Source organism: Mesorhizobium sp. B2-8-3 (assembly GCF_006440815.1).
Classification (GTDB): Bacteria; Pseudomonadota; Alphaproteobacteria; order Rhizobiales; family Rhizobiaceae; genus Mesorhizobium.
Genome location: NZ_VFTW01000013.1, coordinates 98,295 through 125,245, shown reverse-complemented (window position 1 = coordinate 125,245; position 26,951 = coordinate 98,295). Strand labels below are relative to the sequence as shown.

At 63.8% G+C, this 26,951-nt stretch carries 23 protein-coding genes; 14 read left to right on the top strand and 9 right to left on the bottom strand.

The features are described 5' to 3' along the window. Positions 1-70: 70 nt before the first annotated feature. Positions 71-1,225, bottom strand: a complete 1,155-nt coding sequence (locus tag FJ418_RS19710) for a dihydrodipicolinate synthase family protein (RefSeq protein ID WP_140868410.1) — start codon at positions 1,223-1,225, stop codon at positions 71-73. Positions 1,226-1,468: 243 nt separating this feature from the next. On the opposite strand from FJ418_RS19710, the gene FJ418_RS19705 reads away from it, so the two are divergent. From FJ418_RS19705 to FJ418_RS19630, 14 genes are all read left to right on the top strand, one after another. Next, the gene (locus FJ418_RS19705; protein WP_140868407.1) at positions 1,469-2,512 is read left to right on the top strand and encodes a LacI family DNA-binding transcriptional regulator; all 1,044 of its coding nucleotides are present in this window, start codon (positions 1,469-1,471) and stop codon (positions 2,510-2,512) included. Then, the gene (locus FJ418_RS19700) at positions 2,509-3,525 is read left to right on the top strand and encodes a Gfo/Idh/MocA family oxidoreductase (RefSeq protein ID WP_140868404.1); all 1,017 of its coding nucleotides are present in this window, start codon (positions 2,509-2,511) and stop codon (positions 3,523-3,525) included. Before FJ418_RS19705 ends, FJ418_RS19700 begins: the two co-directional genes overlap by 4 nt. Then, positions 3,522-5,123 (top strand): acyl CoA:acetate/3-ketoacid CoA transferase, encoded by a 1,602-nt coding sequence (locus FJ418_RS19695; RefSeq protein WP_140868401.1) that lies wholly within the window; start codon positions 3,522-3,524, stop codon positions 5,121-5,123. The genes FJ418_RS19700 and FJ418_RS19695 overlap by 4 nt, the downstream gene beginning before the upstream one ends. Continuing rightward, complete coding sequence (locus tag FJ418_RS19690; protein ID WP_140868398.1) at positions 5,116-5,892, top strand: enoyl-CoA hydratase/isomerase family protein; 777 nt, start codon at positions 5,116-5,118, stop codon at positions 5,890-5,892. The genes FJ418_RS19695 and FJ418_RS19690 overlap by 8 nt, the downstream gene beginning before the upstream one ends. Before the next feature lie 10 nt (positions 5,893-5,902). Then, positions 5,903-7,414: an aldehyde dehydrogenase family protein gene (locus FJ418_RS19685; protein WP_140868396.1), complete on the top strand. Its 1,512-nt coding sequence runs from the start codon at positions 5,903-5,905 to the stop codon at positions 7,412-7,414. A 58-nt stretch (positions 7,415-7,472) separates the two neighbouring features. Further along, positions 7,473-8,726 (top strand): ABC transporter substrate-binding protein, encoded by a 1,254-nt coding sequence (locus FJ418_RS19680; RefSeq protein ID WP_140642310.1) that lies wholly within the window; start codon positions 7,473-7,475, stop codon positions 8,724-8,726. A 128-nt stretch (positions 8,727-8,854) separates the two neighbouring features. Then, positions 8,855-9,814 (top strand): sugar ABC transporter permease, encoded by a 960-nt coding sequence (locus FJ418_RS19675; RefSeq protein ID WP_140642312.1) that lies wholly within the window; start codon positions 8,855-8,857, stop codon positions 9,812-9,814. Then, positions 9,811-10,755 carry a carbohydrate ABC transporter permease gene (locus FJ418_RS19670; RefSeq protein WP_140868393.1) on the top strand — a complete coding sequence of 315 codons (945 nt, stop codon included), beginning with the start codon at positions 9,811-9,813 and terminating at the stop codon, positions 10,753-10,755. Before FJ418_RS19675 ends, FJ418_RS19670 begins: the two co-directional genes overlap by 4 nt. Before the next feature lie 23 nt (positions 10,756-10,778). After that, positions 10,779-11,894: an ABC transporter ATP-binding protein gene (locus tag FJ418_RS19665; protein ID WP_140868390.1), complete on the top strand. Its 1,116-nt coding sequence runs from the start codon at positions 10,779-10,781 to the stop codon at positions 11,892-11,894. Between the two features lie 61 nt (positions 11,895-11,955). Further along, complete coding sequence (locus FJ418_RS19655; RefSeq protein WP_140868387.1) at positions 11,956-13,473, top strand: GMC family oxidoreductase; 1,518 nt, start codon at positions 11,956-11,958, stop codon at positions 13,471-13,473. Positions 13,474-13,723: 250 nt separating this feature from the next. Beyond that, positions 13,724-14,485 carry a 3-ketoacyl-ACP reductase gene (locus FJ418_RS19645; protein WP_140706878.1) on the top strand — a complete coding sequence of 254 codons (762 nt, stop codon included), beginning with the start codon at positions 13,724-13,726 and terminating at the stop codon, positions 14,483-14,485. A 6-nt stretch (positions 14,486-14,491) separates the two neighbouring features. Continuing rightward, positions 14,492-16,120 carry a choline dehydrogenase gene (locus FJ418_RS19640; protein ID WP_140868384.1) on the top strand — a complete coding sequence of 543 codons (1,629 nt, stop codon included), beginning with the start codon at positions 14,492-14,494 and terminating at the stop codon, positions 16,118-16,120. Between the two features lie 10 nt (positions 16,121-16,130). Continuing rightward, positions 16,131-16,448, top strand: coding sequence for a Dabb family protein (locus tag FJ418_RS19635; RefSeq protein ID WP_140868382.1), 318 nt, complete (start codon positions 16,131-16,133; stop codon positions 16,446-16,448). A gap of 94 nt (positions 16,449-16,542) precedes the next feature. After that, on the top strand, positions 16,543-17,790 hold the full coding sequence (locus FJ418_RS19630; RefSeq protein WP_140868379.1) for an MFS transporter: 1,248 nt from the start codon (positions 16,543-16,545) through the stop codon (positions 17,788-17,790). Positions 17,791-17,871: 81 nt separating this feature from the next. Here the strand turns inward: FJ418_RS19630 and FJ418_RS19625 are convergent, their stop codons facing one another. The 8 genes from FJ418_RS19625 to FJ418_RS19590 form a co-directional block, all read right to left on the bottom strand. Beyond that, positions 17,872-18,717, bottom strand: coding sequence for an EamA family transporter (locus FJ418_RS19625; protein ID WP_140868376.1), 846 nt, complete (start codon positions 18,715-18,717; stop codon positions 17,872-17,874). Then, positions 18,714-19,634, bottom strand: a complete 921-nt coding sequence (locus FJ418_RS19620; RefSeq protein WP_140868373.1) for an endonuclease/exonuclease/phosphatase family protein — start codon at positions 19,632-19,634, stop codon at positions 18,714-18,716. The genes FJ418_RS19625 and FJ418_RS19620 overlap by 4 nt, the downstream gene beginning before the upstream one ends. 203 nt (positions 19,635-19,837) lie before the next feature. Then, positions 19,838-21,391: a sodium:proton antiporter gene (locus FJ418_RS19615; RefSeq protein WP_140868370.1), complete on the bottom strand. Its 1,554-nt coding sequence runs from the start codon at positions 21,389-21,391 to the stop codon at positions 19,838-19,840. 174 nt (positions 21,392-21,565) lie between these two features. Beyond that, a complete protein-coding gene (locus FJ418_RS19610; RefSeq protein ID WP_140642338.1) occupies positions 21,566-22,630 on the bottom strand; it encodes an ABC transporter ATP-binding protein in 1,065 nt (354 codons plus the stop codon). Between the two features lie 15 nt (positions 22,631-22,645). Further along, the gene (locus tag FJ418_RS19605) at positions 22,646-23,437 is read right to left on the bottom strand and encodes an ABC transporter permease (RefSeq protein ID WP_140642340.1); all 792 of its coding nucleotides are present in this window, start codon (positions 23,435-23,437) and stop codon (positions 22,646-22,648) included. Beyond that, a complete protein-coding gene (locus FJ418_RS19600) occupies positions 23,434-24,228 on the bottom strand; it encodes an ABC transporter permease subunit (RefSeq protein WP_226892226.1) in 795 nt (264 codons plus the stop codon). Before FJ418_RS19600 ends, FJ418_RS19605 begins: the two co-directional genes overlap by 4 nt. Before the next feature lie 187 nt (positions 24,229-24,415). Continuing rightward, complete coding sequence (locus FJ418_RS19595; protein ID WP_140868364.1) at positions 24,416-25,522, bottom strand: ABC transporter substrate-binding protein; 1,107 nt, start codon at positions 25,520-25,522, stop codon at positions 24,416-24,418. Positions 25,523-25,767: 245 nt separating this feature from the next. After that, complete coding sequence (locus FJ418_RS19590; protein ID WP_140868361.1) at positions 25,768-26,940, bottom strand: iron-containing alcohol dehydrogenase; 1,173 nt, start codon at positions 26,938-26,940, stop codon at positions 25,768-25,770. Between the last annotated feature and the right edge of the window lie 11 nt (positions 26,941-26,951).

Below are 26,951 nucleotides of genomic sequence, written 5' to 3'. Positions count from 1 at the left end.
CGCTCATCCTGAATTTGGGAAGCGAATACGATTTGCCGGCGGAACGCAAATCCCCTCACGGGGGATCGGCTCAGACGCCCGCCGTCGCCAGCAGTGCCTTCATCCTGGCGGTCGCAAGATCGGGGTCTGCCAGCAGGCCGGCCTGGTCGGAGAGCCGGAAGAGCTCCGCGTAATGGCATATGCCGCGCGCCGACTGCATGCCGCCGATCATGGTGAAATGGTCCTGGTGCCCATTCAGCCATGCCATGAAGACGATGCCGGCCTTGTAGTATTCGGTCGGCGCCTCGAAGATCTTGCGCGACAGCGGCACGGTCGGCGCCATCAACGCGTCGTAACCGGTCTTATCGCCTTCTGCCAGCTTCGCCAGTGCGGCATTTGCCACGGGTGCGATGGCGTCGAAGATACCGAGCAGCGCGTGCGAATGCCGCCTGCCGTCGCCGGCGATCAGTTCCGGATAATTGAAATCGTCGCCGGTGAACATCACCACCCCGCCGGGCAGCCGGTCGCGCAGCAGCACTTCCTTCTGCGCATCGAGCAGCGATATCTTGATGCCCTCGACCTTGTCGGCGTGCCGCTCGATGATGGCGACGACCGTGTCGAGCGCGGCGTCGAAGTCGTTGCTGCCCCAGTAGCCCTTGAGCGCCGGATCGAACATGTCGCCCAGCCAGTGCAGGATGACCTTGCCCGACGCCTGGGAGAGCATGCGGTCGTAGACGCGGGCATAATCGTCAGGCCCCTTGGCCACCGCCGCCAGAGCGCGGCTCGCCATCATGATCGCCTTGCCGTCCTCGCCTTCAATGAAGGCGAACTGGTCTTCATAGGCGCGGATGACGTCGTCAACCGTCTTGGCCGCAGCCGGCGCAAGGTGATCGGTCCCCGCCCCCGATGCGAGGTCGGCGCCCGGCACCGTTTTAGCCTCCGCGATCGAGCGTCGGATCAGTTCCTTCGCGCTCGCCCAGTCGAAACCCATGCCGCGCTGGGACGTGTCCATGGCCTCGGCGATGCGGAAGCCGAGCCGCCACAGATGATGGCGAAACGCCATCGTCCTGTCCCAGTCGACCGCTGGCCGAGACCAGGGATTGGTCATGGCGATGGGATCGGCAACGACATGGGCGGCGGCATAGGCGATGCGTGAAAATCGCGCGCCCATGCTCGGTTCGATCGGTTTGCCGACGAGCCGGTAGCTGACCCGGCCGCGGTTTGCCGCAGGCAAGATGATGTCCATGGAACTCTCCCGTTGCGGCCGCTATAAATGGAACGTTCCAATAAATCAAGAACCTTTATGATTCAAGGCGGCCCAGCCGGTGAAGCATCGTGTCTCTAGAGGATAGTCCTTGCATTCATTGAGATTTTGAACCGCTCCAATCAATTTTTTGAATCTTATCGGAATCGCAATTGACTCTGATTTCGAACGATGATTAGAACGTTCCAATAAATTCGTTCAAAAAACACGGAGGACGGGACGAGGATGGCCAGCTGGGCCAAGGCAACGATCCTGGACATCGCCCGCGAGGCCGGCGTGTCCAAATCGACGGTGTCGCTCGTGCTGCAGGGCAGCGGGCTGATCCGGCCTGAAACCGCGACCAAGGTGCGCAAGGCGATCGAGGATGTCGGCTATGTCTACAACCGCGGCGCCGCCAATCTGCGCAAGGCCCATTCCAACGTCATCGGCATGGTGATCAACGATCTCACCAACCCGTTCTTCGCCGAGCTTGCCGTTGGCATGGAGCGCGTCTTCCAGGCGGCGGGCGTCGTCCCCTTCATTGCCAACACGGCGGAAAACCCGGTGCGCCAGGAAGAGGTGCTGAAATCGCTGATGGAGCAGGGTGTCGCCGGACTGATCGTCTCGCCGGCGCGCGGCACCACGCCGGGCGCCTTCCGCCGCATCGAGACGGCCGGAGTGCCGATCGTCTTTGCCATGCGCCGCCTGCCCGACAGCCGCATCCCGGTGATCGCGCCGGACAATCATCGCGGCGCGGTGCTTGCCACCGAGCATCTGATCCGCAAGGGCCATCGCCGCCTGGCGTTCTTCGGCGGCTCGTCCGATCTCGTCGTCTATCACGAGCGCCTGGGCGGCTTCCTCGAGGCTTGCGAAACGATCGGTATTCCGGCCTCCGACCGGCTGATCGTCGAGGGCGAGACCAGCCGCAAGGGAGGCATGGCCTGCCTGGAGACGGCGCTCGCCGCGGCCGAACCGCCAACTGCGGCACTCTGCTTCAACGACGCGGTCGCCTTCGGCGCCATGCTGGCGCTGCGTCGTCGCAATCTGGAAGCAGGAGCGGACTTTGCCGTCGTCGGCTTCGACGACGTTGCCGAGGCCGAGCACTACAGTCCGGCGCTGACCAGCGTTGCCGTCGACACAGCGGGTCTCGGCGAACGCGCAGCCCACGTCATGCTGAAGATGATTCAGTCGCGCACCACGCGCGCCGAGGACCATATCGGCGCCGTCAGCCTGGTCGTGCGGGAAAGCAGCGGCCCGGAACGCAACAGCCAGGTGGGAGACGCGGCATGAGCGTGCGATGGGGATTGATCGGCGCGAGCACGATCGCCAGACAGTTCGTGATCGATGCCATCCGCGCGCAGGCCGATGGCGAGGTCGCCGCCGTGATGAGCTCGAATCCCGAGCGCGCCAAGACCTATGCCGGCGAGAATGGCATTCCGACCGCCGTCTCGACCCTCGACGCGCTGCTCGACGCCGACATCGACGCCGTCTACATCTCGACCACCAACGAACTGCATCTCGAGCAGGGTCTTGCCGCAATCAAGGCCGGCAAGCATGTGCTGTGCGAAAAGCCGCTGGCGCTGACCAGCGCCGATGCCCGCAAGATGGTTGCGGCAGCCAAGGCCGCCGGCATCGTCTTCGGCACCAACCACCATTTGCGCAACGCCGGCGCCCATCGCGCCATGCGCGAGGCGATTGCAGCCGGTCGTATCGGCAAGCCAGTCGCGGCGCGCGTCTTCCACTCCGTCTACCTGCCGGAGAACCTGCAGGGCTGGCGCATCGCCAAACCCGAGGCCGGCGGCGGCGTGGTGCTCGACATCACCGTGCATGATGCCGACACGCTGCGCTTCGTGCTCGGCGACGATCCTGTCGAGATTTCGGCCTTCACGCAGTCGGCAGGCATGGCCGGCGGCGGCCTGGAGGACGGTGCCATGTGCATCTGGCGCTTCAAGTCGGGCGTCATCGCGCAGTCGCATGAAGGCTTCACGACAAAATTCGCCGGCACCGGCTTCGAGGTGCATGGCTCGGAAGGCTCCCTGATCGCCACCAATGTGATGACGCAGAAGCCGGTCGGCTCGGTGCTGCTGCGCACGGCCAAGGGCGAAGAAGAATTGAGCTTCGACCGCGAGGACCTCTACGCCCGCTCGCTGCGCCAGTTCCATGCCGCGATCCGCGGCGAAGGCCAGCCTTCGGCCACCGGCGAGGACGGCATCTTGTCGCTGGCCTCCGCCGAAGCGGCTTTGCAGTCGGCGAAGACCGGCAAGACTGTTTCGATCGATCCGAAACTCGGGAGCGGAAATTGAGCAAGGTTGTTTCCGCGGCCCAGGCCGCCAGCCTGATCAAGGACGGCATGGTCGTCTCGGTGTCGTCGTCGAGCGGCCTTGGCTGCCCGGACGCCGTGCTTGCCGCGATCGGCGAGCGTTTCGACGCGGAGGGCCATCCGAAGGCGATCACCACGCTGCACCCGATCGCCGCCGGCGACATGTACGGCATCAAGGGCATCGACCATCTCGCCAAGCCCGGCCTGTTGAAGCGCACTTTGTGCGGCTCCTATCCGTCCGGCCCCTCCTCGTCGGAGCCGCCGCGGATTTGGCAGATGATCGGCGACAATTCGGTTGCCGCCTACAATGTGCCTTCAGGCATCCTCTTCGATATGCATCGCGAGGCCGCCGCCAAGCGCCCGGGCGTGCTGACCAAGGTCGGCCTCGACACGTTTGCCGATCCACGTCACCAGGGCTGCGCCATGAATGCGGCGGCCAGCGAGCCGATCGTTTCGGTTGAGCAGTTCGACGGCGAGGAATGGCTCTATTTCCGCGCTATCGTTCCCAACATCTCGATCATTCGCGCCACCACGGCCGACGAACGCGGCAACCTGACTTACGAGCATGAGGGCGCCTATCTCGGCGGCCTGGAGCAGGCGCTGGCGGCCCGCAACAATGGCGGCATCGTCATCGCGCAGGTCAAACGCGTGGTCGAGAACGGTACGCTGAAACCGCATGACGTGCGCGTGCCCGGCGTCCTGGTCGACCACATCGTGGTGGCGCCCGACCAGCTGCAGACGACGCAGACCCCTTACGATCCGGCGATCTCGGGCGAAATCTTCCGGCCGCTGTCGAGCTTCCGCAATGCCGAGATGAACGTGCAGAAGGTGATCGCGCGCCGCGTCGCCATGGAATTGCGCGACGGCATGGCCGTCAACATCGGCTTCGGCATCTCGGCCAACGTGCCGCGCATCCTTCTCGAAGAAGGCCAGCACGGCAAGGTCACCTGGGTGATCGAGCAGGGCGCGGTCGGCGGCGTGCCGCTGCTCGACTTCAAGTTCGGCTGCGCCTCCAACGCCGAGGCGATCATGCCTTCGCCGCACCAGTTCATCTATTTCCAGGCCGGCGGCTTCGACGCCTCGCTTCTGTCCTTCCTGCAGATCGACCGCCACGGCTCGGTCAACGTCTCGAAGCTTTCGGCAAGGCCGCATGTCACCGCCGGCGCCGGCGGCTTCGTCGACATCACGGCGCGGGCGAAGAAGATCGTCTTTTCCGGCTTCTTCAATGCCGGCGCGAAACTCTCGCTGGCCAATGGTGCGATCCGCATCGACCAGGAAGGCAAGGTCAAGAAGGTTGTCGAGGAGGTCGAGCACATCTCCTTCTCCGGAAAACGCGCCGTCGCGCAAGGCCAGGACATCACCTATGTCACCGAACGCTGCGTGATGAAGCTGACCCCCGACGGCCTGATGGTGACGGAGTTGGCGCCCGGCATCGACCTCGAGCGCGACGTGCTGGCGCAGGCCGAGATCCCGCTCGCCGTCGCCAACGACCTCAAGGTCACGCCGGCGGCGCTCTATCAGGACCGGCCGATCGGCCTGTCGCTCAATGGCGGCGCTTCGCTCGGAGGTGCGCATGGCTGAGCATCTCGTCACCTTCGAACAGAACGGCGCCGTCGGCATCATCACACTGCGGCGGCCGGATAAATTCAACGCGCTCGACATCCCGATGCTGCGTGCGCTCGAAGCAGCGCTTGACGAAGCGGAACTGGCCGAGGGCGTTCGCGCCGTGCTCATCGGTGGCGAAGGCAAGGGCTTTTGCGCCGGCGGCGACGTCGAGGCCTGGGGGACGATGAGCGCGGCCGATTTCCAGGTGCAATGGGTCCGCTACGGCCACCGCGTCTTCGACCGGCTGGCGCGCCTGCGGCAGCCGACCATCGCGGTGCTGTCCGGCCATGCGCTGGGCGGCGGGCTGGAACTGGCGGCGGCCTGCGATTTCCGCGTCGCCGAAACCCAGGTGAAGCTGGGCTTCCCGGAAACCTCCATCGGCGTCGTGCCCGGCTGGTCCGGCACGCAGCGCGCCGTGCGCCGCTTTGGCGCGCAAGTGGTGCGGCGCATGGCGCTGGGTGGCGAGATTTTGCTGGCCCCTGACGCGCTTGCGCTCGGCGTCGTAGACCGTGTCGTAGAAACCGGCAAGGCGTTCGACGAAGCAAAAGCTTGGGGAGAAAAAATCGCCGAGCGCGGGCCGCTGGCAAGCGAGGCCGCCAAGCTGATGATCGGCATTGCCGAGGGCGAGGAAAACGCCGCCGCGACCGAGGCGCTGGCCAGCGGTTTCATAGCGCTCACCGCCGACCTGAAAACCGGCGTTAGCGCCTTCAAGGCCAAGCAGAAACCGGCCTTTTCGAGATCCTAGAGAAGAGACGATGAACGCACCGCTCAACATTGCCATGCCGGCCGAGGCGTCCCAGGCGCCCAAGACCTACAAGCTCCTGATCGACGGCAAGCATATCGAAGCGCGCGATGGCCGCGCGATCGAGCGCGCCAGCCCCGGCCATGGCTTTGTCGTGTCCCGCTATGCGCAAGCAGGCGCAGCGGATGTCGAGGCTGCGGTTCAGGCGGCGCACAAGGCTTTCAAGACCGGCCCGTGGCCGCGCATCAAGGCATCGGAACGCGCGGCGGTTCTGCTGAAGACGGCCGACCTGATCGAGACTCGGCTGGAAGAGATCGCCCGCCTCGATGCGCTGGAATCCGGCAAGCCGATCGCCCAGGCGCGCGGCGAGATCGGCGGCGCGATCGACATCTGGCGCTATGCCGCCTCGCTTGCCCGCACGCTGCATGGCGAAAGCTACGCCAATCTCGGCGACGATATGCTGGGCGTCGTGCTGCGCGAGCCGATCGGCGTCGTCTCGATCATCACGCCGTGGAATTTCCCTTTCCTGATCGTCAGCCAGAAGCTGCCCTTCGCGCTCGCCGCCGGCTGCACGGCGGTGGTGAAGCCGAGCGAGATGACGTCGGCCTCGACCTTCGTGCTCGGCGACATCCTGCTCGAGGCAGGGCTTCCTGCAGGCGTCGTCAACATCCTTGCCGGCTTCGGCGCCGATGTCGGCGCGCCGATGGTCAGCCATCCGCTGGTCGAGATGGTGTCCTTCACCGGCTCGACCCGTGTCGGCAAGATGACCATGGCCGCCGCTTCCGATTCCTTGAAGAAGGTCTCGATGGAGCTCGGCGGCAAGAACGGCCAGATCGTCTTCCCCGACGCCGACCTCGAAGCCGCGGCGGACGCCGCGGTGTTCGGCGGCTTCTTCAACGCCGGCGAATGCTGCAATGCCGGCAGCCGCCTGATCGTGCATGAGGCGATTGCCGACGACTTCCTCAACGCGGTCAAGGCGCTGTCCGGAAAGGTCCGCGTCGGCGATCCGCTCGACGACCGCACCAAGGTCGGCGCGATGATCTCGGCCGATCATGTGGAAAAGGTAGCCGGCTATGTAACGGCGGCGAAAACCGACGGCGGCAACGTTTTCACCGGCGGCGCCCGGCTTGCATCCAATGCCGGCCAATATCTCGATCCGACCATCATCCGTAACGTTACAGAGGATATGGCGATCGCGCGCGAGGAAGTGTTCGGGCCGGTGCTGTCCGTGCTCACTTTTGAAACGATTGAAAAGGCATTGCACATTGCCAACAACACGCCCTATGGTTTGTCCGCAGGGGTGTGGAGCGCCGGCGTCGACACGTGCATGTCGGTGGCGCGCGGTGTGCGTTCGGGGACGGTTTGGGTGAATACGTTCATGGAAGGTTATCCCGAACTGCCCTTCGGCGGCTACAAGCAGTCCGGTCTGGGACGCGAACTCGGCAAACGCGCTGTCGAGGACTATACCGAGGAAAAGACCATCCAGTTTCATCGCGGCCAGCGCACCGGGTGGTGGGTCGGCTGAGTTGGGAGACCCCGGCGGACACCCGCCGGTTATGTGTATGCAACAAGGGAGGTAGTACATGTTGCGCAAACTGCTTATCGGAACGGCTCTTGCGACGAGCTTTGCGTTCTCGGCGCATGCCGCGGACGTCAAGGAAGTGCAGATGCTGCATTGGTGGACGTCGGGCGGCGAAGCGGCTGCTCTGAACGTGCTGAAGCAGGATCTGGCCAAGGAAGGCTATGCCTGGAAGGACGTGCCGGTGGCCGGCGGCGGCGGCGACGCCGCCATGACCGCGCTGAAGGCGATGGTCGCGGCCGGCAACTATCCGACCGCATCGCAGATGCTCGGCTACACCGTGCTCGACTACGCCGCCGCCGGCGTCATGGGCGACCTGACCGAGACCGCCAAGAAGGAAGGCTGGGACAAGTCGGTTCCGGCCGCCCTGCAGAAGTTCTCCGTCTATGACGGCAAGTGGGTCGCGGCTCCGGTCAACGTCCACTCGGTCAACTGGCTGTGGATCAACAAGGCGGTGATGGACAAGATCGGCGGCACCGAGCCGAAGACATTCGACGACTTCGTGGCCCTGCTCGACAAGGCCAAGGCGGCCGGCGTCACCCCGCTGGCACTCGGCGGCCAGAACTGGCAGGAAGCCACCATGTTCGACTCCGTCGTGCTGTCGACCGGCGGTCCGGAGTTCTACAAGAAGGCGATGAACGACCTCGATGAAGAGTCGCTCAAGTCCGACACGATGAAGAAGTCGTTCGACAACCTCGCCAAGCTGGTCACCTATGTCGACCCGAACTTCTCGGGCCGCGACTGGAACCTCGCCACCGCCATGGTCATCAAGGGCGACGCGCTGGTTCAGGTCATGGGCGACTGGGCCAAGGGCGAGTTCCACGCCGCCAACAAGACCCCGGGCACCGACTTCCTCTGCTATCGCTTCCCCGGCACCGACGGCTCGGTGATCTACAACTCCGACATGTTCGGCATGTTCAACGTTCCGGACGACCGCAAGGCCGCCCAGGTCGCTCTGGCCACTGCCACCCTGTCGAAGAGCTTCCAGTCGGCCTTCAACGTGGTGAAGGGTTCTGTCCCGGCCCGCACCGACGTGCCGGACACCGACTTCGATGCTTGCGGCAAGAAGGGCATCGCCGACCTGAAGAAGGCCAATGAAGGCGGCACGTTGTTCGGCTCGCTGGCGCAGGGCTACGGCGCCCCGCCGGCCGTCGCCAACGCCTACAAGGATGTCGTGTCGAAGTTCGTCCATGGTCAGATCAAGACCTCCGACGAAGCCGTGACCGAGTTGGTCAAGGCGATCGACGACGCAAAGTAAGCGCGCCTTGAACTGAGCCTCCCCTGCCCTGGCGGGGGAGGTCTCCTACCGAAGCAAGGTCCGGGATTGCTCGGGCTGGCGCGGTTCGCGCCGGTCGGTCCCGTGACAAACCGGTACTGGACAAGCGGATGAGCACAGTTGCCGAAACCCAGATCAAGCTGACACCGGAGCACGACGCCCGCCCTGGCGCGTCGGTCCGTTCGCGGCTGCAGGACCTGCTGCCGAAGATCGTGTTGGCGCCAAGCTTCGCGGCGACGATCGTCTTCGTCTACGGTTTCATCCTGTGGACGATCTATCTGTCCTTCACCAATTCCAAGACCTTCCCGTCCTATGCCATCACCGGCCCCCGCGCCTATCAGCGGCTATGGCGCTGGACCTTCGAGAGCGACCCGCCGTCGAGTTGGTACACCTCGATCACCAATATGGGCATCTTCGGCTTCCTTTATATCGGAATCTGCCTGGCGCTCGGCCTGTTCCTGGCCATTCTGCTCGACCAGAAGATCCGCGGCGAAGGTGTCTTGAGGCCGATCTACCTCTACCCGATGGCGCTCTCCTTCATCGTCACCGGCGTCGCCTGGAAATGGTTCCTCGACCCCGGCCTCGGGCTGGAACAGACGCTGCATCAATGGGGCTGGACGAGCTTCCATTTCGACTGGATCAAGAACAAGGATTTCGTCATCTACACGGTGGTGATCGCCGGCGTCTGGCAGGCTTCCGGCTTCGTCATGGCGATGTTCCTGGCCGGGCTTCGCGGCATCGACGGCGAGATCATGAAGGCGGCGCAGATCGACGGCGCATCCACCTTCCAGCTCTACCGCCGCATCGTCATCCCGCTGCTGCGGCCCGTCTTCCTGTCGGCCTTCATCGTGCTCGCGCACCTCGCCATCAAGTCCTATGACTTGGTGGTGGCGCTGACCAGCGGCGGCCCCGGCGGCTCGGCCTGGCTGCCCTCCAACTTCATGTATGAGTTCACCTTCAAGCGCAACGAAATGGCGGTCGGCTCGGCAAGCGCGGTGATCATGCTGATGACCATCACGGCCATCATCGTTCCGTATCTTTACTCCGAGCTCAGGGAGAAGTCGCGATGAGCGCCGTCACTTCACCCGCCAGCCAGGCCACAAGCGGCGTCCGTGCCAGAACGTTCAACCGCATCGTGATCTACGGGCTGCTCGCGCTGTTCGCGATCTTCTATTTGATGCCGCTCTTCGTCATGCTGGTCACCTCGTTCAAGACCATGGACGAGATCCAGAACGGCAACATGCTGTCGCTGCCGCATGCCCCGACCTTCGCACCATGGATAAAGGCATGGAGCGAAGTTTGCTCAGGCCTGACTTGCGTCGGCATGAAGGGCTACTTCTGGAACTCCATCAAGATGGTCGTGCCGGCGGTGCTGATCTCGACGCTGCTTGGCGCACTCAACGGTTATGTGCTGACCAAATGGCGCTTCCGCGGCCACACCCTGGTCTTCGCCATGATGCTGTTCGCCTGCTTCATTCCATTCCAGTCGGTGCTGTTGCCGATGGCAACGATTCTGGGCAGCCTTGGCCGCTTCGGTGTCACCCTGCAGAACGCCACCGGCTTTAATTTCGGCCTCGGCAATTCGACCGTCAATCTCGTCTTCGTCCACGTGGTCTACGGCCTCGGCTTCACCACGCTCTTCTTCCGCAACTACTACGAGGCCTTCCCAACCGAGTTGATCAAGGCGGCACAGGTCGACGGCGCCTCCTTCTTCCAGATATTTCGGCGCATCATGCTGCCCAATTCGCTGCCGATCATCGTTGTGACGGTGATCTACCAGTTCACCAACATCTGGAATGACTTCCTGTTCGCCTCAGCCTATGCCGGGTCCGGCGACGTGATGCCGATGACGGTGGCGCTGAACAATGTCGTCAATACTTCGACCGGCGTCGTCGAATACAATGTCAACATGGCGGCGGCGATGATTGCCGCGCTCCCCACCCTGATCGTCTATGTCGTCGCCGGCCGCTATTTCGTGCGCGGGCTGATGGCGGGCGCGGTCAAGGGCTGACCCTATTTTCTGAAGGAACGATCATGGCTTTTCTTGAAATTGATGGGCTGAAGAAGCGCTTCGGGAATGTCGAGATCCTGAAGGGCATCAATGTCGAGCTCGAAAAGGGCGGCTTCCTCGTGCTGGTCGGCCCGTCCGGCTGCGGCAAGTCCACGCTGCTCAACACCATCGCCGGCCTGGAGCAGATCACCGAGGGTGAGATCCGCGTCGACGGCCGCGCCATCAACGACCTGCATCCCTCGAAGCGCGACATCGCCATGGTTTTCCAGAGCTACGCGCTCTATCCGAACATGACGGTGGCCGGCAACATCGCTTTCGGCATGGAGATGCGCGGCGTGCCGGTGACGGAGCGCCAGGCTGCGATCGACAAGGTGGCCAAGGTTCTGCAGATCGGCCACCTGCTCAACCGCAAGCCCAGCCAGCTTTCCGGTGGCCAGCGCCAGCGCGTCGCCATGGGCCGGGCGCTGGTGCGCGACCCGAAACTCTTCCTGTTCGACGAGCCGCTCTCCAACCTCGACGCCAAGCTGCGCGTCGACATGCGCATCGAGATCAAGCGCCTGCACGCCACGACCGGCACGACCATCGTCTATGTCACGCACGACCAGATCGAGGCGATGACGCTGGCGACCAAGATCGCCGTCATGCGCGACGGCGAGGTGCAGCAATTCGGCACGCCGGCCGAGATCTACAACAACCCGACCAACATCTTCGTCGCCGACTTCATGGGCTCGCCGGCGATGAACCTGATCCCGGCCAAGATCGACGGCAATGGCAATGGGCTCTCCGTGGTGCTGGACCGCGAGGCGCGCCAGCCGATCGTGCTGCCCATGCCCGCCGCGCCTGCGGGCCTGTCGGCGTTCAAGGACAAGCAGGTGATCTTCGGCGTGCGCCCCGAGGCGCTGACCGACCCTGAAGGCGCCGAGCGCAACGGTTCGAACATCGCCACCGCCGACTGCCATATCGAAGTGGTGGAGCCGGCCGGATCGGACACTTTCGCCGTCACCAATCTGGGCGGCAAGGGCGTCGTGGCGCGGCTGCGGGCCGATGCCAGGATCCAGCCCGGCACCAGCACGCCTTTAGCCTTCAACCTCAGCAAGGCGGTGTTCTTCGACCCCGCGACCGAGAAGCGCATCCTCTGATGCCTGTCGCCCAAAAGTGGGTCCGGTTTTGGGGCAACGACATGCAGCAAAACAAATATCTATGAAAAATCCGGATATCGTCATCATCGGCTCCGGCATCGGCGGCGCCACGATCGCCTCCGGCTTGGCCGGCAGCGGCGCCTCGATCCTGATCCTGGAGCGCGGCGAACCGCTGCCCGCGACACCGCATGCGCGCTCGACGCGTTCCATCTTCGTCGACGAGCACTACCGGCCGAAGGAGATGTGGCGCGAGGCCGGCGGTGCTGCCTTCAACCCCGGCAACTACTACTATGTCGGCGGCAATTCGAAGTTCTTCGGCGCGGTCCTGATCCGCTACCGCAAGGAGGATTTTGCCGAGCTCGAGCATTTCGGCGGCGTCTCGCCGGCCTGGCCGTTTTCCTACGACGAATTCGAGCCCTGGTATTCGAAAGCCGAGCAGCTTTTTCGCGTGCGCGGCTCACTCGGCGAGGACCCGACCGAGCCGTTCCATTCGATCCCCTACGCCTTCAAGCCGGTGCCGGACGAGCCGCCGATCGCGCGCGCCCGCGCCGAGTTGAAGAGCCTCGGACTGCATCCGGCATCGCTGCCGCTCGGCGTCGACATCGAGGCCTGGCTGAAAGACGGCAAGACGGGCTGGGACGCATTTCCCAACACCGGCCAGGGCAAGATCGACGCGCAGACCGGTCCGCTGACCGAAGCGCTGAAGGATCCGAACATCCGGCTCGAAACCGGGGCCTATGTCGACTGGCTCGAAACCGCGCCAAACGGCAAGTCGATCGCCGCCATCCACTATACCCAGAACGGTGCGCAAAAGATGCTGTCGCCGAAGCTGGCGATCCTCTCCGCCGGCGCGATCAACTCGGCCGCCATCCTGCTGCGCTCGCCGTCGCCCAATATCAGCAAGAAAGGGGGCAAGGGCCTCGCCAACAGCTCCGACCAGGTCGGGCGCAATTTCATGAACCACAATTCGAGCGCGATGCTGGCGATCGATCCGCGCCGCCGCAACGATAGCGTCTACCAGAAGACGCTGATGCTCAACGACTACTATCTGTCCGACGGCAAGGGCGGCAAGCCGCTCGGCAATGTGCAACTGCTAGGCAAGATCGACGGCAACATGCTCAAGGCCAATGTGAAGACGATGCCGAAATTCGCGCTCGACTACATGGCCGGTCGCGCCGTCGACTGGTACCTGATGTGCGAGGACCTTCCCGATCCGGAAAGCCGCATCATGGTCGACGGCAAGGAGATCGTCATGCAGTGGCGGCGCTCCAACATGCAGTCGCTGGAAGGCCTGGCCAAGGTGATGCGCGAGAACCTTCGCGCCTGCGGCTATCCGATCGTGCTGTCGCGGCCCTTCGACAAGCGCACGCCCTCGCATCAGTGCGGCACGGTGAAGATGGGCGACGATCCAGCCACCTCGCCGCTCGATCCGCTCTGCCGCGCCTGGGACCACCAGAACCTCTACGTCGTCGATGGCGGCTTCCTGCCGACATCGGCCGCCGTCAACCCGGCGCTGTCGATCGCGGCGCAGGCGCTGCGCGTCGCCGACCACATCCGCAGGACGGAGCTTTCCTCATGATAGGCCGGCGCCGCCCCTCATCCGCCTGCCGGCACCTTCTCCCCGTAAACGGGAAGAAGAGGGCTAGCCGCAACGCTGGCACTCATTCTGCAGCGCTGGCGATTGGAGAAAGCGCCGGCGACAGCATCCTTCTCGCCGTCACTATACGGGGAGAAGTGCCCGGTCCACCCTCCGCAGCTGCAGCGCAGCTGCTGCGGAGGACGGGCAGGGCGATGAGGGGCAGCGCTGACATTCGCAAGGCTAGTCTCCAATGACCCGCCCGGCGGCCATTATCACCGGCGGCGCGCGCGGAATTGGGCTCGCTTGTGCCGAGGCATTGGCCGACGCCGGCTTCGACATTCTGATCGCCGACCTTGCCGAGAAGCCCGATGTCAATCTGGCCTCCAACATCACCAAGCGCGGCGCGAAGTTTGCCTACCATCGCTGCGACATCGCTGATCTCGCAGGCCATGCTGCACTCGTTGATGCTGCGACCAAAGCCTTCGGCCACATCGGCTGCCTGGTCAACAATGCCGGCGTCGGAGCCGTCATGCGCGGCGACTTGCTGGACCTGAAGCCGGAGAATTTCGACCGCGCATTAGGCATCAACCTGCGCGGCACGGTGTTCCTCAGCCAGGCCGTCGCCAAGGCCATGCTGGCGACGCCTGCCGTTTCAGCCAGGTCGATCATCACCATCACTTCGGTGAGCGCCGCCATGGCCTCGCCGGAGCGCGCCGACTACTGCGTCTCGAAAGCCGGCCTATCCATGTGGGTGAAGAACCTGGCGCTGCGACTCGCGGCTGAAAAAATCGGCGTGTTCGAGGTACGGCCGGGCATCATCCGAACCGATATGACGGCGGGCGTTTCCGCCAAATATGACGCGCTGATCGAAAGCGGCCTGGTGCCGGCAAAACGCTGGGGCGAAGGCGCCGATATCGGGGCCGTCGTGGCCGCGCTTGCCTCCGGAAAGTTCGGCTTTTCGACCGGATCGGTCATCGATGTCGACGGCGCGCTCTCCGTGCCACGCTTGTGAGGAACAATGGCTGATTACATCATTGTTGGCGCCGGTCCGGCCGGCTGCGTTCTCGCCAACCGGCTGAGCGAGGATCCGTCGAATTCCGTCCTGCTGCTCGAGGCCGGCGGCAAGGATTGGCATCCCTATATCCACATGCCGGCGGGCTTCGCCAAGATGACCAAGGGCATCGCCTCCTGGGGCTGGTCGACCGTACCGCAGAGGCACATGAAGGACCGCGTCTTCTGGTACACGCAAGCCAAGGTCGTCGGCGGCGGCTCGTCGATCAACGCGCAGATCTACACGCGCGGCAATGCCCGCGACTACGACGCCTGGGAGAAGGAGGAAGGCCTCGCCGGCTGGGGCTATCGCGACGTGCTCCCCTATTTCAAGCGCGCCGAAAACAACCAACGTTTTGCCAACGATTTTCACGGCGACCAAGGACCGCTCGGCGTCTCCAATCCGATCTCGCCGCTGCCGATCTGCGAAGCCTATTTTCGCGCCGGCCAGGAGATGGGCATCCCCTTCAATCCCGACTTCAACGGCGCTGCCCAGGAAGGCGTCGGCTATTACCAGCTGACCCAGAAGGACGCCCGGCGCTCGTCGGCCTCGGTCGCCTATCTGAAGCCGATCCGCGAGCGCAAGAACCTGACGGTGCGGACCGACGTTCTGGTCACCCGCATCGTTGTCGAGCAAGGCCGCGCCATCGGTGTCGAGGTGGTCGACAAACCTGGCGGCGAAAAGACGATCCTGCGCGCCGAACGCGAAGTGATCGTCTCCTCCGGCGCCATTGGTTCGCCCAAGCTCCTCATGCAGTCGGGCATCGGCCCGGCCGACCATTTGAAATCGGTCGGCGTCACGCCCGTTCACGACCTGCCCGGCGTCGGCTCCAACATGCAGGACCATCTCGACCTGTTCGTGATCGCCGAATGCACCGGCGACCACACCTACGACAATTACGCCAAGCTGCACCGCACCCTATGGGCCGGTCTGCAGTACCTGCTGCTCAAGAAGGGGCCGGTCGCCTCGAGCCTGTTCGAGACCGGCGGCTTCTGGTACGCCGACCCGACGGCCGCCTCCCCCGACATCCAGTTCCATTTGGGCCTCGGCTCCGGCATCGAGGCCGGCGTGGAAAAACTGAAGAACCCTGGCGTGACGCTGAACTCGGCCTTCCTGCGTCCGCGCTCGCGCGGCACGGTGCGGCTGAAGAGCGCCGACCCGGCCGATCATCCGCTCATCGATCCGAACTACTGGTCCGATCCCTATGATCGCGACATGTCGATCAAGGGCCTTAGATTGGCGCGCGAGATCATGCGGCAGAAGGCGCTTGCCCCCTACGTACTTCGCGAGGTGCTGCCCGGGCCAAACCTAGAGAGCGATGCCGACCTCACCGACTATGCCTATCGCACCTCCAAGACCGATCATCACCCCGTCGGCACCTGCCGCATGGGCCATGATGCGATGGCCGTGGTGACGCCGGACTTGAGGCTGCGCGGCATCGAAGGTCTCCGGATCTGTGATGCATCGGTGATGCCGCGCGTCCCGTCCTCCAACACCAATGCGCCGACGATCATGGTCGGTGAAAAAGGTTCCGACCTCATTCTCGGCCGCGAGCCGCTGCCGCCGGCCGTGTTCAAGGGCAACCAGGCGGCGTGAGGCACCGATAATGATCCGTCACTGCGTCTTTGTCCACTTTCGCGACGACGTTCCTGAAACCGAGCGGGCGGCGATCCACGCCGATCTCGAAGCGCTGCGCGCCGTCATCGACGGCATGGGCAAGGTGGAATTCAGCGCCAATGTCAGCCCGGAGCCGTTCGCGCGCGGCTTCAGCCACGGCTTCACCATCGACTTTAAAAATGCCGCCGCGCGCGACGCCTATCTGGTGCACGAAGCGCATCAGCGCGCCGGCGCCCGTCTGGTCGCCGCCCTCGAAGGCGGCACCGAGGGGCTGATGGTCATCGATCTCGAGGTGACGCAAATGTGACCGCTCGCCGGCTTAAAACCGGCAGCTGTCCGGTTCTCTTTTACCCGCCCTGGAACATATCGTTGCTTTTGGGGGATGCAAAAGGAGGACCGCCTTGAACCTCACCACCGAGCAGAAGAAAACCGTACTCGCGTCGTTCCTCGGCTGGACGCTCGACGCTTTTGATTTCTTCCTTCTGACTTTCCTGCTCACCGATATTGCAACGGAATTCCAGACCGACGTGCCGGCGGTCTCCAAAGCGCTGTTCCTGACCTTGGCGACGCGTTTCATCGGCGCGTTCTTCTTCGGCATGCTTGCCGACAGATACGGCCGCAAGCCCATTCTGATGCTCAACATCGTCAGCTACTCGGTGATCGGCGCTTTGGCTGCCTTCTCGCCCAATCTCGGCATATTCCTGGCGCTGCGCGCCCTGTTCGGCATCGCCATGGGCGGCGAATGGGGCCTCGGCAGCTCGCTTGCCATGGAGTCCATTCCGCCAAGCGCGCGCGGCATGGTCTCGGGCATCCTGCAATGCGGTTATCCGGCCGGCTACCTGCTGGCCGCGGTGGTCTACGGGCTGCTCTACGGCCAGAAGATCGGCGACTTCACCTTCGGCTGGCGCGCCATGTTCCTCCTGAGCTTCATACCGGCGCTGATCGTGCTCTTCATCCGCTCGCATGTGCCGGAATCGCCAGCCTTCGTCGAAGCCCGCCAGCGCGTGAAGCCAGGATTGCTCGAAACGCTGCGGAAGCACTGGGGCATCGCGCTCTATGCCGTGGTGCTGATGATGTTCTTCAACTTCTTCAGCCACGGCACGCAGGATCTCTATCCGACCTTCCTCAAGAAGCAGCATGGCTTCGACCCGCATACGGTGAGTTGGATCACCATCGTCGCCAACATCGGCGCCATCGTCGGCGGACTGGCCTTCGGCGCGCTGTCCGAGAAGATCGGCCGCGTCAATGCCATTACGCTCGCTTGCCTGATCGCGTTGCCGGCACTGCCTCTATGGGCCTATTCGACGACACCCTTCATGCTGGCCGTCGGCGCCTTCGTCATGCAGGTGGCGGTTCAGGGCGCCTGGGGAGTCATCCCGGTGCATCTCAACGAGCTCTCGCCAGGCGCCGTGCGCGCGACCTTGCCCGGCTTCATCTACCAGGCCGGCAATCTGGCGGCATCCTATGGCGGCCCGTACCAGGCGGGCATCGCCGAGGCGCCCGGCAGCAGCTATGGCTACGCGCTGGCGCTCTTCGCCGGTGTGGTCGCGGTCTGCATCATCATCGTCATCCGCTTCAGCCCTGAGAAGCGCGGCCAGGTGATGACCGTGTTGGACCATGAGGTTGGAGCAATTCCGGGAAAAGTGTGAAACGGTCAGGCTCGGCGACTTCGCCGCAGCCCGTCCGCAATTGAAAAGATAGAGGGCGCCGTTTCCGCGAGAGGGCGCCCTCTATCCGAGCCTGAGCGCCGCGACGCCGGCAACGATGCCGAGCGCCGCGGTTGCGCGCCAGGCCGTCATCTTTTCACCCAGCGCCAGCACCGAGATCAGCATGGCGAACAGGATCGAGGTCTCGCGCAGCGACGCGACCGAGGCGATCGGCGCCTTGGTCATTGCCCACATCACGATCCAGTAGGCCGCGCCGCTGAGCACGCCGGTGAACAGGCCGGCTTTCCAGTCGCGTGCCAGCACCGGAAGCGACTGCGGTCCGCGGACGGCAATGCACAGCACGAGCGCCCACGCCGCATCGCCGACGAACAGCCAGGCCGCATAGCTTTGCGCGGTTGCCGCGAGCCGCGCCCCGCTGCCGTCGGAGAGTGTGTAGCTGGCGATGAAGATCGATGTGCCGAGCGCGAAGCCGACCGCGCGCAAATTGAGCTTCTCCAGATGCGCCCCGCCCCGGAACGACATGACCAGCGTGCCTGCCGACAGAAGCACGATGCCGACGATGGCGAACGGCGCCGGGACCTCGCCGACCATGACGATGCCGCCGAGCGCCGAGAGCAGCGGCGCGGTGCCGCGCGCCAGCGGATAGGTCTGGGCGAAATCGCCCGTCTTGTAGGCGCCGACCAGGAAGGTGCGATAGCCCATGTGGAAGATCACCGAGGCGATGATGTAGGGCCACACTTCGGCCCTCGGAAACTCGACGAAAGGCAGCGCGAACAGCGCCGCAAATCCCATGCCGAGCGTCATCAGCGTGATCGACAGGAAGCGGTCGAGATGCACCTTGACCAGCGCGTTCCAGATCGCGTGCATGGCCGCCGCCGAGAGCACCGCCAGGAAGACGAACAGCGTCATGTCGGTTTCATCGACCTTGTCGAGCCGAAAGGCGTTTCCAGATCGATATCGACCCTGAGCGGAAAATGGTCGGAAGCCACCTCGCCGATATCGGCGGTTACCGAACGCACGCGATCGGCCAACCCGCCGCCGACGAAACAATGGTCGAGCCGTCGTTTCGCCAGCCTGCCATCGATGATCTTTTCGTGCGTATGGAAGTCCGGCCCGGACTCGCCGGCGACCGCTACGGCATCGACGAATCCGTCGATGTAAGCGGCGCCTCGATGGTAGGGCGTGCTACCGATAATACGCCGGTATTCGGCGCTGCCCGGCTCCATGTTGAAGTCGCCCAGCCAGATCGCCGCCAACGGATTTTCCGGTTCGGTCTGGCCGTTCGTCCAGTTGCGCCGCGGCTCGTCGTCGACGCCGCTCCAAGGGCCGCCGTCAGACGGCGCGCGGCAATGCTCGGCATTGAGATAGTCGATCTGCTCCAGCCGCTCCTCCGCCGCGATATGCGCCAGATGCAAGGAAAGCACCCGCACCGGTCCCGCCGGCGTGCGGATCATGCATTCCAGCGCCGCGTTGCGGGTGTTGAGCGGCCTCAGCGTGCGCCGCAGCGGCAACGTGTGCAGCCGCGACCAGACGATCGGCAGCTTCGACAGCACCATCGTGCCGAACTGCCGCCGGCGGTTGACGACGCGGCCGTCGCGTCTCTCGCTGGCGTCCATGTCGAAGGCCGGGCCGTAGGCCCAGTAATAGTCGGGCAGCAGGCTGGACAGGATCTCGGGCTGGTCGTCCTCATTGCTGCGCTGCCAGTGCCGCTCGACCTCCTGCAGCGCGATGATGTCGGCGCCGTTCACCAGCATGGCGCAGCGGCTGAGGTCGTAGCGCCCATCGCTGCCGTAGCCGTACTGGATGTTGTAGCTGATCAGCTTCATTGATTAACCGGCTCACTTCTGGTGATCGCAGTAGCGCAATTCCAGGAAAAGTGTGAGCGGTTTTCCGTCCGGAATTGCGTCAAAACAAAGAGATAGAGTGGTTCGCGGTCTTCGGTGAACCGCTCTATCGCCCCGCCTCTTGCGTTGCAATGTGCCGCGAGGCCAAGCGGAATAGTCCAACGGAGACCAGCGAACCGCTGCGCCTAATAGGTCGTCAGTGGCTGGAAGCTTCCGGCGGGCGACGCCGCCAGTTCCGACCAGTCGATCTCCTCTTCCAGCCGGTGATAGGCCTCGTCGCCGATCGTGCCATTGCTGCGCAGTTCCTCCAACCTGTCGCGCTGCCGCTTGATGGCGTAAAGACGCAACCGGTCGTATTCCGTCGCGGCTTGTGCGTCGTCGGGATTTTCGGCAACCCGCCGCTGCGCCTCGTACTGCTCGCGCACGACGGCGGCAGCGGCCGACGTCTTGCGGCTCAGCACATCGAGCGCAACCTGCATGATCGCCACCCGTGCCTCGGCCACCTCGCGGTCGATCGAGGTATCCCGCTCGAAGTTGAGCCGGCGCAGCAGCGGCTTGAGGCTCATGCCCTGCAGCACGAGCGTTCCGAGGACGACCGCGAAGGCGGCCAGCACGATCGGATCGCGACCGGGGAAGTCGGCCGGCAAGGCAATTGCCACCACCAGTGTCACCAGCCCGCGCATGCCGCACCAACCCACAAGCACGGCGCCGCGAAATGTCGGTGCATCGCGCCTTTCTTCCTCGCTGTCATAGCGGGCAAACCAGCGTATGACCGTGACATAGCCCGCCACCCAGACGAGACGCGCCACGATGACGACCGCAAGCACCGTTGCGGCGAAGAGAAAAGCTTCGCCTTGCCCGTCGCCGGAAAGCCGGCCGACAATCGAACGGGCCTGCAAGCCCATCAGCACGAAAGCCAGCACATTGAGTACGAATACGGCCGATTCCCAGACCGAATAGGTGCTGACGCGGCGTCGGGCCGACATGCGGCGTGGCGCGGTGCGCGCGATGGTGATGGCATAAACGACGATGGTGATGATGGCGGAAAGGCCGAGTCTGTCGGCAATGATCCAGACGGCGAAGGTTCCGGCGAACTGCACGACAGTACTGCTCGCCGCGTCCTCGATGCGCGTCAGCGTGAGCAGCGAGAAGCGGCCGAACAGATAGCCGGCGACAACGCTGCCGACCGTCGCAAGCAGGATGACGGGCACTGCGTCTTTGAGCATGAGCGTGCCGATGGCTGCCGCGACCGAAATCCGGTAGATCAACAGCGCCGTGGCGTCGTTGAGCAGACTCTCGCCCTGCAGGATAGCGGTGAGACGATGCGGCACCTTGAACTGATTGAGCACCGCGCTTGCCGCCACAGCGTCCGGCGGCGCGACGATGGCGCCGAGCGCGATCGCCGCCGCGATCGGCAGCCCAGCCATTTTCCAGCCGACGAAGGCAACCGCCACGGTGGTGAAGACGACGGCGCCGAGCGCCAAAAGCACCAGCGACAGGCGATAGCGCTTCAGGTCGCGCAGCGAGGTGTCATAGGCGGCATCGAGAAGCACCGGCGCGATGAACAGTGCAAGCGCCAGTTCCGGATCGATCTCGATCACCGGCGCGCCCGGCACGAAGGCAAGCCCGACCCCGGCAAGCGCCAGCAGCGACGGGTAAGGTACCTCCAGCCATCGCGATACCGCCGTCAGCGCGACGGCGATGAGAAGCAGGATCAGAGTAAGTTCGAACAGCGCCATGGCTTATCGTAACGGCGAAGCACGAAGCTTGGCAGTACCCTGAAGCAGGATACTGTTGATTTATCCGACAAGGCTTGTGTGCCCGGCAGGCCGCGTCCCAGGCCGATCGATGGATTACCCCTCGGCCGGCGCAAAGGCTTCGCCTGCCTTATCGGCGTCAAGACGGCCAGGCCGTCAGTGCAGGACCAGCATATCGCCCGACGAGAACGAAATATCCGCCTTGTCGCCAACGATCGGCGGCGGTGTCGTCGAGTTGTTGAAGGTGTCGAGCGACACCGTGTTGCCGCCGATGCCGACGCGCACCCGGATGACCGAGCCGAGGAAATGCACTTCGGCGATCTCGCCCGAAAGGCTGGTATCGTGCCCGGGCTGGCGCGCCAGCGAAATCGCTTCCGGCCGCAGCGCCAGCGACAGCGTATCGCCGGACTTCGAGCCATTGAGCTTGCCCTTGAGCGAGACTTCCTGGGCGTTGACCTGCACCTTGCCCGTTGAAGCGTCGGTGACCTTGCCTTCGAGCACGTTGAGCGTGCCGACGAAATTGGCGACGAACTTGGTCGCCGGCCGGTTGTAGATCTCGAATGGCGTGCCGACCTGTTCGGCCTTGCCGCCATACATCACCGCGATGCGGTCCGAGATCGACAGCGCCTCTTCCTGGTCATGGGTGACGAAGATTGTGGTGATGTCGAGCTTCTTCTGGATCGAGCGGATTTCCTCGCGCAGCGACACGCGCACCTTGGCGTCGAGCGCCGACAGCGGCTCGTCGAGCAAAAGCAGTTTGGGTTTCGGAGCAATTGCCCGCGCGAGCGCGATGCGCTGCTGCTGGCCGCCGGACAGCTGATAGGGATAGCGATCGGCCATCTGCGGCAGCTTGATCATGTCGAGCATCTCTGCAACGCGCTTGTCCGCGTCAGGCTTCGACATGCCGGCGACCTTCAGACCGAAGGCGATGTTCTGCGCCACCGTCAGGTTCGGGAACAGCGCGTAGGCCTGGAACACCATGCCGACATTGCGCTGATTGGGCTTCAGCCTGGTGATGTCCTTGCCGGCGACGACGATCTTGCCGGCCGACGGCTCCTCGAACCCGGCGACCATGCGCAGCACAGTGGTCTTGCCGCAGCCGGATGGCCCCAGGAAGGAGACGAACTCGCCGGGCTCGACGTCGAGGCTGAAATCCTGCACCACGGTGTTGGCGCCGTAGGACTTTCGCACATGCTGGATAGACAGGAATGGCTCGGCCATGGCTTTTCTCTCAGGTCAATTCGGGCGGTTCGCCGATTTCGGCGCGAAACGGGACAGGATTTGGATCAGCGACATGCAGCCCCAGGTAATGGCGAAGGCGATGATGGCAAGTGCCGCCGGCTCGTAGGCGCGGTTGGCGCCGATGTTCTGCAGATAGGGGCCGAAGGCCGGACGGTTCAGCAGGCTGGCCATCGTGAACTCGCCGATGACGATGGCGAAGGTCAGGAAGGCGCCTGACAGAACGGCGATCAGTACATTGGGAAGAATGACCCGGGTGATGATCGTGGCCCAACCGGCGCCGAGGATTTGGGCGGCTTCCGTCAGCGTTCTGACATCGATGGTACGAAGACCGGTGTCGACGGCGCGGTACATATAGGGCAACGCCAGCGTCGCATAGCCGATCACCAGCAAGGCGCTGGCGCCGAGATCGCTGGCCAGGAACGGCAGCGGCGAATTCGAGCCGTACATGCGGATATAGCCGAACACGATGACGATCGCCGGAATGACCAGCGGCAGCAGCGTGATGAATTCGACGATCGGCCTGATTTGAGGCAAACGCAGACGGATCCAATAGGCGGCCGGCACCACGATCAGCACGCCGAGAATGATGGTGAAGATCGCGGCGACCACCGAATACAGGAACGTCGCCTGGAAGCGCGGATCGCCGAGCACGACTTGATAGGCGTCGAAGGAATGGACGCCGCGCCGCATGCGCAGCGAAAACTCGAACGTCGCCAGCAGCGGGATGAAGAAATAGGCCGTGCCGATTCCGAAGACGACCCAGGCCCAGAATTTGCCCGACTTCATTTCAGCCACCTCTCGGAACGGGTCCGGAACCAGATGTAGAAGACATTCGCCAGTCCGGTGATGACGATCATGCCGAAGGCGATCGCGTAGCCGAGCTGCGGGTTGTGCAGCACATCGCCGTTGATCTGCGAATAGAGCTTGATGGGAACGATGTTGAGCTGCGGGCCGGCGAACGCATAGGCCGTTGCGATGGCGCCGAAGGCGTTGGCGAACAGAAGGATGACGGTGCCGAGGAAGCTCGGAAACAGCACCGGTATCACCACCATGCGCCAGTACTGCCACTGGGTGGCGCCAAGCGTGGCGGCGGCCTCGTTCCATTCCTTCTTCAAACCGTCGATCGCCGGCACGATGATGACCACCATCAGCGGGATCTGGAAGAAGAGATAGACCACGATCAGGCCCCACGTGGTCAGGAAATTGAAGCCCATCGCGTAGATGTTGAGATTGAATATGTCGCGCAGCAGCACCGTCACGATGCCGACGCGGCCAAGCGTGGCGATGAACGCGAAGGCAAGCGGCAAGCCGGCAAAATTCGAGGCGACGCCCGAGAAGGTCAGCGTCGCGGAGCGAACCCAGCTGGGCAGGCCGCCGCGCACGATGGCCACGGCGATCGCCAGTCCGGCAAATGCGCCGACGATGGCCGACCAGAAGCTGATCTTGATCGAAACCCAATAGGAATTGCTGATTGAAGGATCGCTCACCAATTGCAGGATGTTGTCGAGCGTGAACCCGCCTTCCCCGGTCTGAAACGCGCCGATGACGAGATAAAGCGTCGGCATGATCAGGAACATCAGGGTGAAGACGAAGAATGGCGCCACACCGATCCATTGCGTCGGCAGGCGAAAAGCGGTCGCCGCGTTCGGCGGCGCGGGCTTGGTGGCAACTGACTGATTTGAAAGCGATAGATCGGTCATGCGCCCGGCACCGTCTTCGAGGGAAAGCCGGGCGGCCAAGTGGCCGCCCGGTGCACTTCAAGTCTTACTTGACGTTGGCGCCGACAGTGGCGTCCCAGTTCTTGCTGATGGCTTCCTTGGCCTTGCCCTGCTCGTCGAGCGTCGGGAAAGCCGCCGAGGCATAGGACTCAGCCGGCGGCAGCTTGGCCAGCACATCCGCCGGGATCTTGCCGTTCTTGGCGAGATCGTTGAAACGGATCGGGTGGCAGTAGCCCTTCAGCCAGCCGATCTGGCCTTCGTCGGAATAGAGATATTCCATCCACAGCTTCGCGGCATTCGGATGCGGCGCGTAAGCGCTGATCGCCTGCACATAGACACCGGCGACAACGCCGGTCTTCGGCACGATCACGTCGACGGGCGGGTTGCCCTTCAGCGTGTCGCGGCCGGCAAGCGCGTTGTAGTCCCAGTTGATCAGGATCGGCGTCTGGCCCTGGGCCAGCGTCGCCGGCTTGCCGACGACCGGAACGAAGTTGCCGGCGGCATTGAGCTTCTTGAAGAAGTCGAGACCAGCGGTGCCGGCGGCTTCACCAGCGGCGGCGCCCGACGACAGACCGGAGGCATAGACCGCCTGGATGGCCTGGTTCGAAGCGCGCGGATCACCGGCGAGCGCGACCGAATTGGCGAATTCCGGCTTCAGCAGGTCGGTCCAGTCGGCCGGCGATTCCTTGACCAGGTCCTTGTTCACCATGAACGACAGCACGCCGTAATAGTCGCCGTACCAGGCGCCATCGGCATCCTTGGCGCTGTCCGGAATCGAGTCCCAGGTCGACACCTTGTAAGGCATCAGCAGGCCGTCGGCCTTGGCGGTCGGGCCGAACGACAGACCGACGTCGATGACGTCGGGCGCTTGCGGGCCCTTGTTGTCCTTATTGGCCTTGATCGCCTCGACCTCGTCGCCCGAGCCGGCGTCCGGGTTGAGTTCGTTGATCTTGATTTCCGGATACTTAGCCTTGAAAGCGTCGATCACTGCCCCGTAGCCACACCAGTCATGCGGAAGCGCGATGGTGGTGAGCTGGCCTTCAGCCTTCGCGGCCTTGACGAGATCGTCCAGCGAATCCGCGGACGAAATCACCGTCGACGCAAAGAGCGCCGCGGCCGAGAGGGAAAGCACTTTCCCCGTGAACTTGAACATGTGTTCTCTCCGTTGAACTGGCGCGTTTAAGCGCCTGCGATGCGGGTATCGTTTTCGTGTGACAGCCAGATGAAGACTTTTTGAAACCCGAGCCCCGCGGCCAAAAAAGTTAACTCTTTTTAACAGACTGTAGCAATTAGCCCGCGCTTAATTTTCCGGCTAATGGTTAGTCGCCTTGCCTTTTGCCCTCTCCCTCCGCTCTGGAACGCCCCTTCATTCAACTCTTCGGCATTGAAAGCCGGCTCTCAGACGGAGCCGGCGATCGCATTTTCGAGCAGCGCCAGCGCCGCTTTCTTGGTGAGCTTGACCGGATTGCCGCCAGCGGTCGGATCGACCACCGCCATGTCGGCGATCAGTGCCTTGCGCTTCTTGTCCATGTCGAGGCCCTTGATCAGGCCCGGCAGCGCGTGCGGCACCTTCAATTCCTTGCGCAATTTGATGATCGCCTTGGCGAAGCCGTCGAAGCCGCCCTTGATGCCGCAATAGGCCGCGAGCCGGGCGATGCGCTCCTCGATGCTCTCCCTGTTGAAGGCGAGCACATAGGGCATGAACACGGCATTGGTCATGCCGTGATGGGTGTCGTAGAGCGCGCCGATCGGATGCGACAGCGAATGGATGGCGCCGAGCCCCTTCTGGAAGGCGGCGGCGCCCATGGCGGCGGCGCTCATCATATGGGCGCGGGCGACCAGATCCTTGCCGTTGGCGAAGGCCTTGGGCAGGTTCTCGAACACCAGCCGGATACCTTCCACCGCGATGCCGTCGGCCATCGGGTGATAGCCCGGCGCGCAATAGGCCTCGAGGCAATGGGCCAGCGCGTCCATGCCCGTGCCGGCGGTGATGAAGGCCGGCATGCCGACCGACAGCTCCGGATCGGCAATGACGATCGCCGGCAGAAGCTTCGGATGGAAGATGACCTTCTTGGTGTGGGTCGCCTCATTGGTGATGACGCCGGCGCGGCCGACCTCGGAGCCGGTTCCCGCCGTGGTCGGCACGGCGATGATCGGCGCGATCGCGTCCGAGTTGGCCCTGGTCCACCAGTCGCCGACGTCCTCGAAATCCCATACCGGCCGGGTCTGCCCGGCCTGGAAGGCGATCAACTTGCCGAGGTCGAGCGCCGAGCCGCCGCCGAAGGCGATCACGCCGTCATGCTTGCCCTTCTTGAACACGGCGATGCCGGCGGTCAGGTTGGACTCGACCGGGTTCGGCTTCACCTCCGAAAACACGCCATAGGGAACCTTGGCGTCGTCGAGGATTTTCAGCGTCGAGGCGACAACCGGAAGCTTTGCCAGACCCGGGTCGGTGACGAAGAGCGGGCGCTTGATACCCGCCGCAGCCAGTACGTCCGGCAGTTCCTTGATGCGGCCGGCGCCGAAGCGAACGGTGGTGGGATAGTTCCATTTGGAGATGAGCTTGGACATGTCTTGTCTTT